This window comes from Sphingobacterium sp. MAE, assembly GCF_056711605.1.
Genome location: NZ_CM160044.1, coordinates 3,444,026 through 3,459,294 on the forward strand (window position 1 = coordinate 3,444,026; position 15,269 = coordinate 3,459,294).

The 15,269-nt window shown below is 38.3% G+C and carries 14 protein-coding genes; 9 read left to right on the forward strand and 5 right to left on the reverse strand.

The features are described from left to right. Positions 1–10: 10 nt before the first annotated feature. From AC06G9_RS14825 to AC06G9_RS14840, 4 genes are read right to left on the reverse strand one after another with little or no spacing between them, the layout of a single operon-like run. On the reverse strand, positions 11–865 hold the full coding sequence (locus AC06G9_RS14825) for a nucleoside phosphorylase (RefSeq protein WP_480956583.1): 855 nt from the start codon (positions 863–865) through the stop codon (positions 11–13). Beyond that, the gene (locus tag AC06G9_RS14830) at positions 862–1,479 is read right to left on the reverse strand and encodes an IMPACT family protein (protein ID WP_480956584.1); all 618 of its coding nucleotides are present in this window, start codon (positions 1,477–1,479) and stop codon (positions 862–864) included. The genes AC06G9_RS14825 and AC06G9_RS14830 overlap by 4 nt, the downstream gene beginning before the upstream one ends. After that, positions 1,476–2,339 (reverse strand): EamA family transporter, encoded by an 864-nt coding sequence (locus AC06G9_RS14835; protein WP_480956585.1) that lies wholly within the window; start codon positions 2,337–2,339, stop codon positions 1,476–1,478. The genes AC06G9_RS14830 and AC06G9_RS14835 overlap by 4 nt, the downstream gene beginning before the upstream one ends. Further along, entirely contained in the window at positions 2,336–2,824 is a 489-nt protein-coding gene (locus tag AC06G9_RS14840; RefSeq protein WP_045753822.1) for a thermonuclease family protein, read from the reverse strand. Before AC06G9_RS14840 ends, AC06G9_RS14835 begins: the two co-directional genes overlap by 4 nt. A gap of 528 nt (positions 2,825–3,352) precedes the next feature. Here AC06G9_RS14840 and AC06G9_RS14845 point away from each other — a divergent pair. The 5 genes from AC06G9_RS14845 to AC06G9_RS14865 all read left to right on the forward strand — a co-directional run bounded on the left by AC06G9_RS14845 (position 3,353) and on the right by AC06G9_RS14865 (position 8,680). After that, positions 3,353–4,177 carry a prephenate dehydratase gene (locus tag AC06G9_RS14845; protein WP_045753821.1) on the forward strand — a complete coding sequence of 275 codons (825 nt, stop codon included), beginning with the start codon at positions 3,353–3,355 and terminating at the stop codon, positions 4,175–4,177. Between the two features lie 127 nt (positions 4,178–4,304). Further along, positions 4,305–5,411, forward strand: a complete 1,107-nt coding sequence (locus tag AC06G9_RS14850; RefSeq protein WP_045753820.1) for a chorismate mutase — start codon at positions 4,305–4,307, stop codon at positions 5,409–5,411. Next, complete coding sequence (gene aroA, locus AC06G9_RS14855; protein WP_480956586.1) at positions 5,411–6,658, forward strand: 3-phosphoshikimate 1-carboxyvinyltransferase; 1,248 nt, start codon at positions 5,411–5,413, stop codon at positions 6,656–6,658. Before AC06G9_RS14850 ends, aroA begins: the two co-directional genes overlap by 1 nt. 68 nt (positions 6,659–6,726) lie before the next feature. Further along, positions 6,727–7,830: a chorismate synthase gene (aroC, locus tag AC06G9_RS14860; RefSeq protein ID WP_480956587.1), complete on the forward strand. Its 1,104-nt coding sequence runs from the start codon at positions 6,727–6,729 to the stop codon at positions 7,828–7,830. Then, positions 7,820–8,680 carry an ROK family protein gene (locus tag AC06G9_RS14865; RefSeq protein WP_480956588.1) on the forward strand — a complete coding sequence of 287 codons (861 nt, stop codon included), beginning with the start codon at positions 7,820–7,822 and terminating at the stop codon, positions 8,678–8,680. The genes aroC and AC06G9_RS14865 overlap by 11 nt, the downstream gene beginning before the upstream one ends. A gap of 21 nt (positions 8,681–8,701) precedes the next feature. Here the strand turns inward: AC06G9_RS14865 and AC06G9_RS14870 are convergent, their stop codons facing one another. Continuing rightward, a complete protein-coding gene (locus AC06G9_RS14870) occupies positions 8,702–11,116 on the reverse strand; it encodes an alpha-ketoacid dehydrogenase subunit alpha/beta (RefSeq protein ID WP_293927499.1) in 2,415 nt (804 codons plus the stop codon). 188 nt (positions 11,117–11,304) lie between these two features. On the opposite strand from AC06G9_RS14870, the gene AC06G9_RS14875 reads away from it, so the two are divergent. The 4 genes from AC06G9_RS14875 (at position 11,305) to AC06G9_RS14890 (ending at position 14,607) form a co-directional block, all read left to right on the forward strand. Then, positions 11,305–12,507: a DEAD/DEAH box helicase gene (locus AC06G9_RS14875; protein ID WP_480956589.1), complete on the forward strand. Its 1,203-nt coding sequence runs from the start codon at positions 11,305–11,307 to the stop codon at positions 12,505–12,507. 86 nt (positions 12,508–12,593) lie between these two features. Next, a complete protein-coding gene (locus tag AC06G9_RS14880) occupies positions 12,594–13,340 on the forward strand; it encodes a hypothetical protein (protein WP_480956590.1) in 747 nt (248 codons plus the stop codon). A gap of 2 nt (positions 13,341–13,342) precedes the next feature. Continuing rightward, positions 13,343–14,143, forward strand: a complete 801-nt coding sequence (locus AC06G9_RS14885; RefSeq protein ID WP_084405338.1) for a 3-keto-disaccharide hydrolase — start codon at positions 13,343–13,345, stop codon at positions 14,141–14,143. A gap of 11 nt (positions 14,144–14,154) precedes the next feature. Then, positions 14,155–14,607: an NUDIX domain-containing protein gene (locus AC06G9_RS14890; protein WP_108158941.1), complete on the forward strand. Its 453-nt coding sequence runs from the start codon at positions 14,155–14,157 to the stop codon at positions 14,605–14,607. Positions 14,608–15,269 lie beyond the last annotated feature (662 nt).

A 15,269-nucleotide genomic window follows, 5' to 3' on the forward strand; every position in this document is an offset into this window, starting at 1 on the left:
TTCTATTGGATTAAAAGCGTTCCAAGACCAATTTTATGGCGCGATCGACTACTTTTTCGGGTTCAGCACTAAAATGTCCCGCCACTCGGCTCGCTAAAATGGCATTAATGGATAAGGCATGATGTCCAAACATACGCGACAACGCATAGATTCCTGCGGTCTCCATTTCTAAATTTGTAATCCGTAAATCTTCAGACTGGAATGTATTTGCCAATTGAATTAAATTGGGAAAGGTATTTTCCGAACGTACATTCCGCCCCTGAGGTGCATAAAATCCCGGAGCGGTCATCGTCACACCTTGAGGTAAATCATGCGCATACTGCGCTAATAAAGATGCGCTGGCCTCTGCAACATAAGGTTTGAGGTATAAATTAGGAAAAGCATCCCATACGGCCTTTTCCAGTTTTTTCTCCGAAGCCGAATAAGGTTTGATATAATATTGCATAAGCGCATCAAAACCTACCCCAAACGAAGAAGCCAAAATTGTTCCCATCTCAATATCCGACTGAACGGCACCAGAAGTTCCGATCCGAATAATATTTAGACTGGTTAATTTTGATTTCAATCCTTTAGAAACAAAATCTATATTGACCAAGGCATCGAGCTCATTAAAGACAATGTCAATATTATCGGTCCCTATCCCTGTCGAGATCACAGAAATACGTTTATGACCAATATATCCGGTATGGGTGATAAACTCCCGCTTCCCTTTTTGCAATTCGATACGGTCAAAATACTGAGATACTTTCGCCACACGATCGGGATCGCCGACTGTAATAATCGTATCGGCAATGTCTTCCGGCATCAGATTGAGGTGGTAGATACTACCATCTTTGTTCAATATTAATTCTGAATCATTTATCATATCGTTCGCAAATAAGAGAGTTTACAATTTTCAATTTTATCAAAACGTGAAACGACCGAATTGACCTGCATTTTTCGCACTTCCACCTCCATATAACAGGTATTATCAAAAACTTGTTTACTGATATCGATATTTTCTTCTTTGACCACACGCATCACATCATTCATCGCTAAATAATCGAACTCAATCTTATAAATATCGTTGACTGTTTTCTCTACAATTTCGGCCACGGACAAGACCTCCTGTGTCGCTGTTTTATAAGCATTGATCAAACCAGGTACCCCCAAGAGTGTTCCTCCAAAATAACGGACGACCACCACAATAATATTGGTTACATCCTGTGAGAGCAGCACATTTAAAATAGGCCTGCCTGCTGTCCCCGAAGGTTCACCATCATCATTCAATCGAAAGACCGTACGATCCGGGCTCATCCGGTATGCCCAGCAATGGTGGCGCGCCTTAGGATGCAGCGCTTTCAACTCCACAATAATTTCCTTGAGCTGCTCTTCATGGGTGAAAGGATATGCATAAGCAATAAATTTACTTCCCTTATCCCGAAATATTCCCTCTGTACTTTTTTCAATAGTACGATATGTATCTTCAAATAAACTCACAAATATGTTATAATTAAAACCGATATAATAGCCAGTGCCAAACCAATTTTATTGATCACACTTAGCCTTTCTTTAAATAATAAAACACCGACTACCGCTCCTACTGAAATCACGCCAATATTCATACCTGTAAATACAATAGAAGGATTTTCTGGAATTGCGCGGTGTGCTTTCATATAAAATAAAATATTCCCAAAGTTGAAAAAACCGAGTACAATTCCCAAAACCAGAGATTTAACAGAAAATGCTTGCTTTTCAACTGCCAAAAAATAAATCATGAATAAAAAGGCGACAAACATCGCGATTAGAAACACCATAAACATCGCCGTAATATAAGGTACAGATTGATGAAGCGCGATCTGTTTAAAAAGAATATCGATAACACCCATCCCAACAAAAACAAGTAAAGGATAGGCTATACTTCCCACTTTATTCCTTTGCTTTACATTCCCCTTTTGCCAGCCAATGGAACAGACAATGGCTGCTAAACCGACTAAAATACCGATTCCTTTATTCCACGAAATCACTTCAGAAAAAAGAATAAAAGAAGCCATTAAAGGAATAAACAAAGACAGCCGCTGTGCGATCTCTGCCTTGACCAATCCTGTATACTGAATAGTCAGTGCTATAAAAATAAAAAGAGTCGGCAATAAAATCGCTAGAGGAATATACAACTGCCAAGGCATCTGCTCGACGTGAATATCTGCGAGCCTGGGTTGCAACACAAAATACGTCAGTATTGCTGCTACCGGATAGTTCCAGACAATCATTTGCTTTGTACTGATCTGCTGGAGTTTTGCATACTTGAGCAGTACGGCAACAGCAACACTACACAGAACACTTAAAAGGACAAAAATCATAAATTCTTATATTTCCAAAGCCCCATTTCCTGTATTCGGGCCTTTTGTTCCAATTTTACGAAATATTCCGCATATTTCACATTAGGCGGCACCGTATACGTCACCGCATAACCTTTTTTCACCAGATCAGCATTGACAAATGTGCGATTGACATACACATAAGCAAGCCATCTGCCGTATTGATCCTTTTTACCCACGTCAAATACCAATTGGACAGTTTTTTGATCAATCAGTTTTTTAAGGTATGCTTTTGACTCTTGACCATAGTAGCCTACGGGCTTTTTTCTCGTTTTACGTGTTTCAGGAGCATCTACACCAATTAAACGAACTTTTACATCCTGATGCTGCCGATCGACAATGACAAAAGTGTCGCCATCGATGACTCTTTTTACTTTAAAATAGCGGGGATCATCCTTAACGCTTCCGATTACGAAGCTGTATGAAAAGATAAAAATTAGGAAATGAGCGATTATGAGCTTAAACATTGTTGTATAAATTGCGATATATAGTAGACAAAAATACGAATTATGATAACAATTTTTGACTTAAAACAGATATAATAACCTTAAAAATATACCATTTTTAATGGTAAAAACAACTAAAAAATTAATAAAAAATGCCATATAAAAATGGTAAAAATAATGTTTTTTAAAGGTTAAAAAACCATCGATAATGTGTTTAAATATATTTAAACACATTATTTAACAAAATAAATGATTAAAAAATTAACCTAAAATTCGATTAAAATAAAACGTATTTTTATATCAAAAATTGAATAAAATAAATAGATGAAAAATATTTGTTTTTTCTCTTGTATTATTAAAAAACATGCGTATATTTGAAACATCGAAACGAACAAATAATGAAAATGACGACTACATATTTTTTTAATTACTTTTATTTTAGACAATAAGAGCTGGAACGAATTTGTAATCATCACAAGATATTAAAAAGCAAAAGTTCCGGTCAACAATCGGAACTTTTGCTTTTTCTAAGAACATATAAAACAGACAATGGGTTTAAAAATTGCAATACAGGGAGTAAAAGCTTCCTTTCATGAGGAAGCATCACTGAAGTATTTTGGTGAAGACATCGAAACGATAGAATGCGATACTTTCAAAAAGACCTGCGAATTATTAAAGCAGAAAAAAGTTGATTATGTTGTCATGGCCATTGAAAATTCAATTGCAGGAAGCATATTGCCCAATTATAATCTGTTAAGAGATTATAAATTCAATATTGTGGGTGAAATTGCTTTAAGTATTCATCAAAATTTACTAGCCCTACCCGGCGTTAAACTTGCTGACATCAAATTTATCGAGTCACATCAAATGGCTATTCGTCAATGCGAAGAGTTCTTACAAGAATTGCCAGATGTAAAGATTTCAGAAAGTTCAGATACTGCCGCTTCGGCAGCCAAAGTAGCCAATCAAAAATTGACCGATACAGCTGCTATTGCAGGTACTCTTGCCGCAAAAACATATGGCCTCAATATATTAGAAGCCAAGATTGAAACCAACAAAAAGAATAGTACCCGATTTTTGGTATTATCCAATGATGTAGAGGAGCAGGCCAATGCCAATAAAGCATCATTATCTTTTCAGACGGGCAATTCAGTAGGGTCTTTAGCCTCTATTCTACAATGCTTTGCTGATCAAAATATTAATCTGAGCAAGATTCAGTCCATGCCTGTCATCGGGAAAAGAAACGAATATGATTTTTTCGTTGATGTCGAATGGAAAAAACAGTCGGATTATGATGCCGCTATCCGTAAAGTATTAAAACATAGTATCAATTTTAATATTATGGGCGAATATGTCAAAAATGACCGCATCTAAATCGTAAATAAATTAAAAAAGTAAAACTCAAAATAGCGCTGAAACCATCATCATCAAAAGCTCTCGAAAAGTAAGAAATAATGATTATGATCGTTTCATAACCACTCAAAAATAAAATTACATAGCAATGAAAAACACATTAGATATCGTCCCTTTAAAATCTTGGTTAGATACAGGAGACAAGCCATTAATTATCGCAGGCCCTTGTAGTGCTGAAACAGAAGATCAATTGGTATCAACAGCACATTTATTAGCAAATACCGGTAAAGTAAACATTTTACGTGCAGGTATATGGAAACCACGTACTCGTCCAGGAGAATTTGAAGGTATTGGTTCTATTGGTTTAGAATGGTTGAAAAGAGCAAAAGCTGAAACTGGTCTATTGACAGCAACAGAAGTAGCGACTGCCAAGCACGTAGAAGAAGCTTTAGCTGCTGGTGTAGATGTATTATGGATCGGTGCACGTTCTACGGCAAATCCTTTTACAGTTCAAGAAATCGCTGATGCATTAGTTGGAGTTGATATCCCTGTATTTGTTAAAAACCCAGTCAACCCTGATTTATCATTATGGTTTGGTGCTTTAGAGCGTATCAACCGTGCGGGGATCAAAAGATTAGGTGCTATTCACAGAGGCTTCTCATCTTACGAAAAATCGGCTTTCCGTAATGAACCGATGTGGGATCTTGCCATCCAGTTAAAATCTTTATGCCCAGATTTACCTATTATCAATGACCCAAGTCACATCTGTGGTAACCGTGAACTGTTGCCATACATTTCTCAAAAAGCAATGGATATGGACTTACAAGGTTTGATTATTGAATCGCATATCGATCCTTCAGTAGCTTGGACTGATGCCAAACAACAAGTAACACCAGCTGCTCTTGCTGATTTGATCGATCATTTAAACTTACGTAAAGCAGATTCAGACAATCCAGCTTTTGAAGATAAACTTGCAGAGTTGCGTACCAATATTGATAAATTAGATGATCTCATCATTCAAAAAATTGGTGAACGTATGAAAATCGCTGAAAAAATCGGTGAATATAAACGTGATAATAGTGTCACGATCCTACAAGTAAACCGTTGGGATGAAATCGTTCAAAAACGTACCCAGCTTGCTGAGGCATTAACGTTGAGCAATGATTTTGCAGTAAAGTTCTTAGAATTACTACACAACGAATCGATTCGTAAGCAAAATGCAATTATGAATACTCAACCTACTGCGGAGGCATAATGAGTCAACAGGTGATTACACTTACTCACCCATCCAAAAGTATTAATGGTACGGTTCAACTAACTGGTTCAAAATCAGAAAGCAACCGTGCCCTTATTATTCAAGCATTGGGAAAAGGGAAAGTACAAATAGAAAATCTTTCGCAGGCTTTTGATACGGTCACATTAAGAGAGGCGCTTCAAACCGCTGCTCATGCAACATCTGGTGTAACTAAAATCGATATTGGCCCTGCAGGAACAGCGATGCGTTTCTTGACGGCTTACCTCAATTTGATCAAAGGAAATTTTATTCTAACAGGTTCCGAACGCATGCAGCAAAGACCCATTGGAATTTTGGTAGATGCGTTAAAAACCATTGGTGCTGATGTCCACTATGAAGCAAAATCAGGCTTCCCTCCTCTTAAAATAGAAGGTGGCATGTTTCAAGGTAAGGATAAAATTGCGATCAAAGGAAATATCAGTAGTCAATACCTATCGGCTTTACTACTCATCGCAGCATCCTTGAAAAAAGGTCTAACGCTAGAAATTGAAGGCGAGCTGACTTCAAGACCTTATGTGACGATGACCTTAAATATGCTCAAAGAAGTTGGCATTAAAAACGAATGGATCAACAATACCATTCACATCCCTCATCAAGAAACAAAAGAGGCAACGATATATGTGGAACCAGATTGGAGTGCCGCATCTTATTGGTATGCGATCGTAGCTCTGTCCAATTCTGGATCGATCAGGCTTCCTGGTCTCAAAAAAAATAGTCTACAAGGCGATATCGCTATCGTAGAAATCATGAGCCATTTTGGTGTGGCATCCGCATTTGAAAAAGATGGATTGCACCTCACCAAAATAAGTGAACCTTCTGGAAAGACATTTTTCGATATGAAAGAATGTCCAGATTTGGCCCAGACCGTAGTGGTGGTCGCTGCGGCATTACGACGCGACATCTCTTTAACTGGTCTTGAAACGTTAAAAATCAAAGAAACAGATCGTATTTTAGCTCTGAAAACTGAAATTGCTAAATTCGGTGCAAAATTAATAGAAGACGGAACAACGTATCACATCAAAACGGATGGAGTCTTCGAACCCACAGCGGTTTCTTTTGCCACCTATGAAGATCATAGAATGGCAATGGCATTTGCCCCTCTTGCTTTAATTTTCAAAAGCATTCAAATTGAGGAGCCGCATGTTGTGGAAAAATCTTATCCAGATTTTTGGAAACATTTAGCTGAGCATAAATTTATCATTACTTAGCAAAAAAAACCGCAATAATGCTCCTATTATTGCGGTTTTACCTATATTTATAGAAATTATATTAAATCATGGCAGGAAATTCATTTGGCGATTTATTTAGAATAAGCACGTTTGGGGAATCTCACGGAAAAGCGATTGGTGTTATTTTAGATGGTTGTCCTCCAAATATCGCTATTGATGAGGAGTTTATACAATCAGAACTGGATAAACGCAAGCCTGGTCAATCCAAAATAACAACACAAAGAAAAGAGAGTGATACCGCTCAAATTCTTTCAGGTGTATTTGAGGGAAAGTCAACAGGAACACCCATTGCCATACTCATTCCGAATGAAGATCAACGATCGAAAGATTACTCACATATAAAAGATATTTTTAGACCCTCACATGCAGATTACACCTACCAGATGAAATATGGTCATCGTGACTATAGAGGTGGAGGACGTTCTTCGGCAAGAGAAACCGCTGCTCGAGTAGCGGCCGGTGCCATTGCAAAATCTTTCTTAAAGCAGCATGGAATAGAAATTTTTGCACACGTGTCTGGCGTCGGCAAAATTGAATCTCCAAATCTCGATACAAAAGACTTAAACGCCTTGTTAGATCTGAGAGAATCTAATATTGCACGATGTGCTGATCCCGCAACAGCAAAAGAAATGATTGAATACATCGATGCTGTCCGTAAATCAGGTGATACAGTAGGTGGCCGCATCTCGACGATTATCAGAAATGTGCCCGTTGGACTGGGTGAACCTGTATTTGATAAACTACATGCAGACCTGGCAAAAGCCATGATGAGCATCAATGCCGTCCACGGATTCGAATATGGGTCTGGTTTTGCAGGTTCAGAATTATTAGGATCACAACATAACGATCTTTTTATTTCCGACGAGCACGATATTAATCAGACTAAAACGCACACTAATTTTTCCGGAGGAATACAAGGTGGTATTTCAAATGGAATGGATATCACGTTTAAAACCGCATTCAAGCCTGTTGCGACCATCATGAGAGATCAACAAACCATAGACTCAAATGGTAATGAAGCTACAGTACAAGGAAAAGGAAGACATGATCCTTGTGTCGTCTCACGTGCCGTTATTATTGTTGAAGCAATGGCTGCATTGGTTATTGCTGATCATTTATTAAAACAATCTAGTTACAAAAATGTCAGATAAAAGTGAATTCATTTTAGGAGTGGATATTGGCGGCACACACATCAGCGTCGCCATAGTGAATAAATTAGATTGGAAAATTATTTCAGAAAACGTGGTTAGAAACCACGTTTTTTCACAAGAAAATGCTAAATCGATTTTCCTTACTTGGGCAAACACAATCAACAGTTGTGTGGCAGCAGGTGGTTCAAATGTCAAACATATTGGTATTGCTATGCCAGGACCTTTTGATTATGAAAATGGCGTTTCTATGATGACAGGACAGAGTAAATACGACGACCTGTACAACATGAATATCAAAGCACCTCTATCCACATTGATCGGAATACCGGAACAAAACATACACTTTATCAACGATGCCGCTGCATTTCTCCAAGGAGAAGTTTTTGCTCAACATCTCCATACAAAAGAAAGAGTACTGGGGATCACCCTAGGAACAGGATTAGGTTCAGCCGTTTGGAATAAGGGAGAAAAATCATTTGATGCAGATCTTTGGAATACACCGTATCAGGGTTTGATCTTTGAAGAATTCTTGGTGACCAGATGGTTTATAAGAAGATTTAAAGAACTGACCAATATTGAAGTCACAGGTCTAAAACAAATAATCACCGAACATCAAGATAAACCTGCATTCAACATCATATGTGATGAATACAGCACCCATTTGATTGATTTTCTTGATTTTTTTAGTAAAAAATATCATTGTACCGATTTTGTCATCGGAGGAAATATTGCCAAAGCCTTGCCTCTATTAATGGCAAGCAAGAAAAATGAAATTGAAGCATTCCATATCAAGACAGCAATTCTAGGAGAAGAAGCTGCTATTATTGGAGCAGCAGCACAGTTCTCCTAAAAACTAAATATCCCACGCTGTTTAAAACAGTGCGGGATATTTATCTGGATTACCCTCATTCATCATTTCAAAAACCACTTCTACAATATCATCGCTCGAAGGTTTCGTAAAATAATCTCCATCAGAACCATACGGAGGACGATGTGCTCGGGCACTTAATGTACGAGGTTGGCTATCTAATAAATAATAGCCATTTTGTTCTTCCAATATCTGTTGCATTATAAACGCCGACGCACCACCAGGTACATCCTCATCTACAACCAATAATTTATTTGTCTTTTTTAAAGATTCTGCACTTAAATGCGCTCGATCAAAAGGTTGCAAAGTTTGTGCGTCAATGATTTCCACACTTATCCCCAATCGATCCAGTTCCATCGCTGCTTCTTCCACCACACGCAAAGTAGACCCATAAGATACGATGGTGATATCCTGCCCCTCTCTAATACGTTCAGCATAACCGATGGGTACCGTAAAATCACCGATATTATGAGGTAAACGTTCTTTTAATCGGTATCCATTTAAACACTCGATCACCAATGCAGGTTCATCCGATCTAAATAAGGTATTGTACATCCCTGCCGCTTGCGTCATATTGCGTGGCACACAGATATGCAGACCTCTCAATGTGCCCAAGATCATGGACATCGGTGATCCCGAATGCCAGATACCTTCCAAACGATGGCCACGTGTACGAATGATCACAGGTGCTTTTTGACCACCAAACGTGCGGTAACTTAAGCTCGCGAGATCATCACTCGCTACCGTAATGCCGTATAGCAGGTAATCTAAATACTGAATCTCAGCAATAGGTTTAAGACCTCTAATAGCCAATCCTATTCCTTTCCCAATAATCGAATTCTCCCTAATTCCGGTATCAAATACCCGATGTTCACCAAACTTTTCTTGTAGCCCTGCAAAACCTTGGTTCACATCACCAATTTTACCCACATCCTCACCAAAGGCGATCAATCGTTCATCACGAAGAAAATTCTGTTCAAAACAAATGTTCAGGATCTCCCGTCCATCGATGATCTTGGCGTCGTCCGAATAAAACGGTTCGACCACTTCAACGTGGTCCGGTCCCTGATGACCAGTGGTAAACAATTTTGAGTTATATCTTTTTTCATTGACCTGCTGCTGCTGCTTATACCAAGCCAACAAAGTCGCCTTACCATCAATATCTTTCCCTTTCAATTCGCGAATCACCTTACGTACAGTGCTGTACACCTCTTTTAGCGAAGGTTCGGTTAGAGACTGCAATTGCTTGAGCGGCAATTCGACCGCTTCATCATCGATTTGACTCAATAATGCGATCGCCTGAGAAGCATCTACGGCCAAGGCCTTATTGTAATCCGACCAGGCACGGCGCTGCTCCTTGCGAACAAATTCCTTCGCCTCTTCTTCGATCACTTTCAATTGTTCTGCCGTGGCAATATCCGAATCGATCAACCACTTTTGCATTTTTACAATACAATCGTTTTCCAATTCCCAATCCAGACGTTCTTTTGATTTATAGCGCTCATGCGAGCCTGAAGAAGAATGACCTTGCGGTTGGGTCAATTCGATCACGTGTACGATACAAGGCGTATGATTTTCACGCGCATATTTTGCAGCACGTTCATAGGTTTGGCAAAGTCCAGGATAGTCCCAGCCCTTTACCTTAAATATTTCAAAACCATTAGATCCATTTTCTTTTTGAAATCCTTTTAATATTTCAGATATATCACCTTTGGTCGTTTGTACCTCATTAGGAACTGAAATCCCATATCCATCATCCCATACGGAGATCACGACAGGTATTTGTTTTACTCCTACTGCATTGACCACTTCGAAGAATACACCTTCAGAAGTGGACGCATTTCCGATAGAACAAAAAACCACTTCATTTCCTCCATTTGAAAAATACTTCAAATAAGATAGATTCGGATTTTCGCGATATAATTTTGAAGCCAGCCCAAGCCCTAGGATACGCGCCATTTGACCACCAGTCGTTGAAATATCCGAAAAGGTATTTTTTTGCTGCGTTTGATCCAGCCAATTACCATCTTCATCGATCACACGAACTGAAAAATGGCAATTCATCTGACGGCCAGCAGAAGAAGGATCCTTCTCGACATCTGGATGTGCATACAATTGAGAGAAAAACTGGTAGATAGTGGTCATCCCACTTGCAAAAGCGAGTGTCTGATCTCGATAATACCCCGAGCGCCAATCGCCTTTTTGAAAGACTTTAGAAACGGCAATCTGTGCCAGCTCTTTGCCATCTCCAAAAATGCCAAATTTTGCTTTCCCGGTTAAGACTTCCTTACGCCCCAATAGACTAACATATCTGCTCTCTACTGCAACCCTATAATCTTCAACAATGATCTTTCTAAAGTCATCAAAACTTAGTTTCGAACTTAAATCACTGCCTTGGTCTAATGTGGTTTCCAACATATTATATTTTCAGTTTCCAACAAATTTAATAAAAATAATATTCTAAAATAATCATTATTAACTTTAATAAAAAATTGAAGATATCTATTTATACCATATAAATATTTGTATTAACGAATTAGCACTTACAATTCGCTTGTAGTTACTCTTCTAAAGATTTTTAATAATTTAATCTCGAAATCATATCTTTGATAAAATCAACGCATAAAAAATTGAAATTTCAAGATCTTCACATTCACTCCCATCTTTTATCTATTTTAACGCAGTCGGGTTTTACCGATCTGACCCCCATTCAGGAGCTTGCTATTCCACAGATATTACGTCGACAAGATCTCATCAGTATCGCCCCCACCGGCACAGGGAAAACCGAAGCTTTTGCCATACCGATCTTACATCGGTATCACACACAGGAAGCATCGCTTCAAGATCAAACCTTAATTTTAAACCCTACACGCGAACTGGCCCTACAGACACAAGCAAGAATAACAGCACTCACCCAAGGAAACCACATCTCCACCGTCTCCATCTGTGGCGGTCAAGCTTATGATCAGCAGATCGAAGCGCTATCACAGCATCCAACCCTGATCATAGCTACACCCGGTCGCCTGTTGGATCTATTCGCTCAAGGCATCATTTCCTTTCATTCGATCAAGACCCTTGTTATTGATGAATTTGATCAAATGCTGGAACTCGGTTTTATGAAAGAAGTCAATCAAATTCTGCAAGCATTACCAAGCGAAAGACAAAACCTCTTTTTCTCAGCCACGCTTCCAAACGATATTTTACGCATCGCAAATAAAACACTCAAAAATCCGCTTAAAATTGAGATCAAAAAAGAAATCAAAAATACAGCTATCGAAGAACGGGTATTTTATGTGGATAAAAGCAATAAAAAAAAGTTGATCAAATATTTAATTGACTTAAATCCGCAGGAGCAGATGTTGATTTTCAGCCGCACTACTCATGGCGTAGAGCGCATTGTTCAAGAGTTAAGAAAAGACGGTATCCTGGCAGAAGCACTATATGGCGATAAGTCACAAAAAAATAGAACCCACGTATTGAATGCCTTCAAAGCCAAGGACATTCAGGTCTTGGTGGCAACCGACCTGCTGGCTCGCGGAGTCGATATTGAAAATCTCCCCATGGTGATCAATTATGAAGTCCCAGACCAAGGGGCCCTATACCTACATCGCATCGGGCGAACTGGCCGAAATGGGGTTTCAGGTAAAGCTTACACCTTTTGTGATGCCGAGGATAATCATAAATGGATTCAACTTCAATTGGCATTGCATAAACAAATCAAAATCGACGACCAACATCCGTACGTATTAAGCTGGGATCAAATGATTTCAACCAGTGAACTGAAAAAAGGAAATAGACGAAAAAAATAAGAAATTCAAATTGTTAAGCATTCCGTGTACCCCATTCCTAATAAATTGACTATTTTTACTCACCATTACAAGGATTCAAATTTTATATGAGCACGATACATTTATTTAACGACAGTGAGGATTCCAACGAAAATCTATTGGGAAACTTGTCAAAGACGATTAACATTAACTCTTTACTAGAAGTTCCTTTTCAAGAGCGTGATGAAAAATGGGTGGCGGACTTCTTAGCGAACATTGATGAAGCAACCTTCCAATTGGCCCCATCAGAATTGATTATTGGTCCCGATGGCTATCCATACTTCCAATTGGAAAATGCACCTAAAGATCAAAATTTCCAAGCATTTGTGATCAAACATAAATTGAAAAGCTTCCTGTTGAAAAAAGGAATGGGACTTGCCATCAATACGCATCAAGAACAGCCCGATTGGATCTTCTCCTATGGCGACCTTGTCAATTATTTCTTAAATGAAGAATTTTATACCGATGAGACGATATTCTCCCAAAAAACGGAAGAGCCACATATTGATAAAGATGAAAAAATCTTAGTCGGTCAACCATCGGATACCATTCTTCCCCAAGACTTACGTCATAACCTCAGGGAATATTTAGTCAACATGGGGATAAAAGATCCTAAGGTGATGCTGATTGCTAGAAATTATGAAGATGAAAATTTGGTAAGCCAAGATTTAGTGTTCAATATTACGCCCGATATGTTTCAAACCGAACAAGATTTTAAACAGATTATGTCGTCTATATCTTGGTTTTTACCGAGACATTACTCTTATATGGGGATCGATGAACATACCGTAGAAAATGGTTTTATGCCTTTATAACAATGAAACTAAAACATATATTACCCATTGGCCTCTGCATGTTCACTGCTGCATGTACGACACAGTCAAGTCCCGCAAAACAGCAAAAGAAGGAGTGGATCAGTTTATTTAATGGCAAAAATCTGGATAACTGGACAGTCAAAATCCATCATCATGAGGTCGGAGAAAACTTTGCCCATACTTTTCGTGTAAAAGACAAGGTCATCCAAGTCAATTACGATGGTTATGGCGATTTCAATGAGCAGTATGGTCATCTTTATTACGATACCCCCTACTCCCATTATCATGTCAAATTGGAATATAGGTTTTACGGCGATCTGCAAAAAGGAGCACCCTCTTACACCTTGCGCAATAGTGGTCTGATGTTTCATTCACAAGATCCAAAGACTATGCCCAAAGAGCAGGATTGGCCAATATCGGTTGAAATGCAATTTCTAGGAGGGCTAAGTGACGGTCAGCCAAGGCCAACGGGCAATATGTGTTCCCCAGGGACAGATATTGTGTATCAAGGCAAAAAACTGGAATCACATTGCCTCGATTCATCATCTAAAACATATGATGGAGATCAATGGGTGAAGGCTGAATTAATTGTCCTTGGTGATTCGTTGATTACCCATATCATCAATGGCGATACTGTACTTCAATATAGCGAACCGACCATAGGAGGTGGAGTGGCAAACCGATACGACCCTAGAATAAAAATAGACGGCAAAAAGCTGAAGCAAGGCTTTATCGCATTGCAAAGTGAAGGCCAACCTGTCGAGTTTAGAAATATTTACCTGAAAGATTTATCAAAAAAATAAAACAATAACGCATGTTTCCTTTTAATGTAAGAGTGTACGGAATTTTGATCAATGATAATAATGAAGTGCTCATCAGCGATGAGAAAACTGAAAACGTATCTTTTACCAAATTTCCCGGAGGAGGTTTAGAATATGGAGAAGGATTACTTGATGCTTTAAAAAGAGAGTATCAAGAAGAGTGTAACTTTGATATTGAAGTCATATCACATATTTATACGACCGATTTTTACGAAAAATCAAGTTTCAATGAAAGTCAAATTATATCCATTTACTATTTAATTAAGAATACCAGCCCCATCGCGATCCGAACGACAAGCCAAGAATTTGATTTTGAAGGACAGGAATATGAAGACGGTAAAGCACAATCGTTCCGTTGGGTAAAAATCGATGATTTACAAGAAATGAGCCTAACTTTTAAAACAGATCAGGTCGCCTGGAATGTTTTTTATAGAGATAAAAAATAAATTTGCATTTTTAAAAAAATTCATTAAATTTACGTTGACCAACAAGAGAAACATCTTTTGTAAAAGAAACCGAATACGTTTATTTTTTTTTTAAGATTACTCATCATGTGAAAGCATGACGTTTTGGTATAATCAAATTTGCAAATTCCTAGTTCTATAGGTTTTTTAATAGTTAGTGTGATTTTATGGCGATACTCCCGGTATCGCCTATTTTTTTTATAGAGATCAATTATACACCGACAAATTTCACAAGTAAATACTTAATGAGTAAACGTCGCTGTATTTTGTAAAATCCTGACATGGAGCAGATTTTCTTTATCAGAAAATATATTAACACATTTGGTAATACGCCTTTTAGAATACCAAAAATAACAACTCCCTTCAACTTGACCATTCAACCAATTTAGTTGCACAAACAATACTGCTTTTCAGATCGAATCCACCGCTTAAATTTTCTCACCCCAATCGGTCAATTTCGCCTTATTCCTGAGCTGCAGAAAGGATATCTTAAACTTCATACCTGTGCACAGCCCATTGATTCCGACATCATCAACACCCACCATCTTTTTATCTCACAAGCATTTTAAGCGATTTACGAGATGATCATCACAAAAATACCCTCATGTATGATAAATAAAACTTAACAGCTTAAAACTTCTTAT

Coding starts and splice junctions, on each gene's coding strand:
- AC06G9_RS14850 (WP_045753820.1), top strand. CDS start 4,305: ATGAAAAACACATTAGATATCGTCCCTTTAAAATCTTGGTTAGATACA.
- aroA (WP_480956586.1), top strand. CDS start 5,411: ATGAGTCAACAGGTGATTACACTTACTCACCCATCCAAAAGTATTAAT.
- AC06G9_RS14835 (WP_480956585.1), bottom strand. CDS start 2,339: ATGATTTTTGTCCTTTTAAGTGTTCTGTGTAGTGTTGCTGTTGCCGTA.
- AC06G9_RS14845 (WP_045753821.1), top strand. CDS start 3,353: ATGGGTTTAAAAATTGCAATACAGGGAGTAAAAGCTTCCTTTCATGAG.
- AC06G9_RS14840 (WP_045753822.1), bottom strand. CDS start 2,824: ATGTTTAAGCTCATAATCGCTCATTTCCTAATTTTTATCTTTTCATAC.
- aroC (WP_480956587.1), top strand. CDS start 6,727: ATGGCAGGAAATTCATTTGGCGATTTATTTAGAATAAGCACGTTTGGG.
- AC06G9_RS14890 (WP_108158941.1), top strand. CDS start 14,155: ATGTTTCCTTTTAATGTAAGAGTGTACGGAATTTTGATCAATGATAAT.
- AC06G9_RS14870 (WP_293927499.1), bottom strand. CDS start 11,116: ATGTTGGAAACCACATTAGACCAAGGCAGTGATTTAAGTTCGAAACTA.
- AC06G9_RS14825 (WP_480956583.1), bottom strand. CDS start 865: ATGATAAATGATTCAGAATTAATATTGAACAAAGATGGTAGTATCTAC.
- AC06G9_RS14865 (WP_480956588.1), top strand. CDS start 7,820: ATGTCAGATAAAAGTGAATTCATTTTAGGAGTGGATATTGGCGGCACA.
- AC06G9_RS14880 (WP_480956590.1), top strand. CDS start 12,594: ATGAGCACGATACATTTATTTAACGACAGTGAGGATTCCAACGAAAAT.
- AC06G9_RS14885 (WP_084405338.1), top strand. CDS start 13,343: ATGAAACTAAAACATATATTACCCATTGGCCTCTGCATGTTCACTGCT.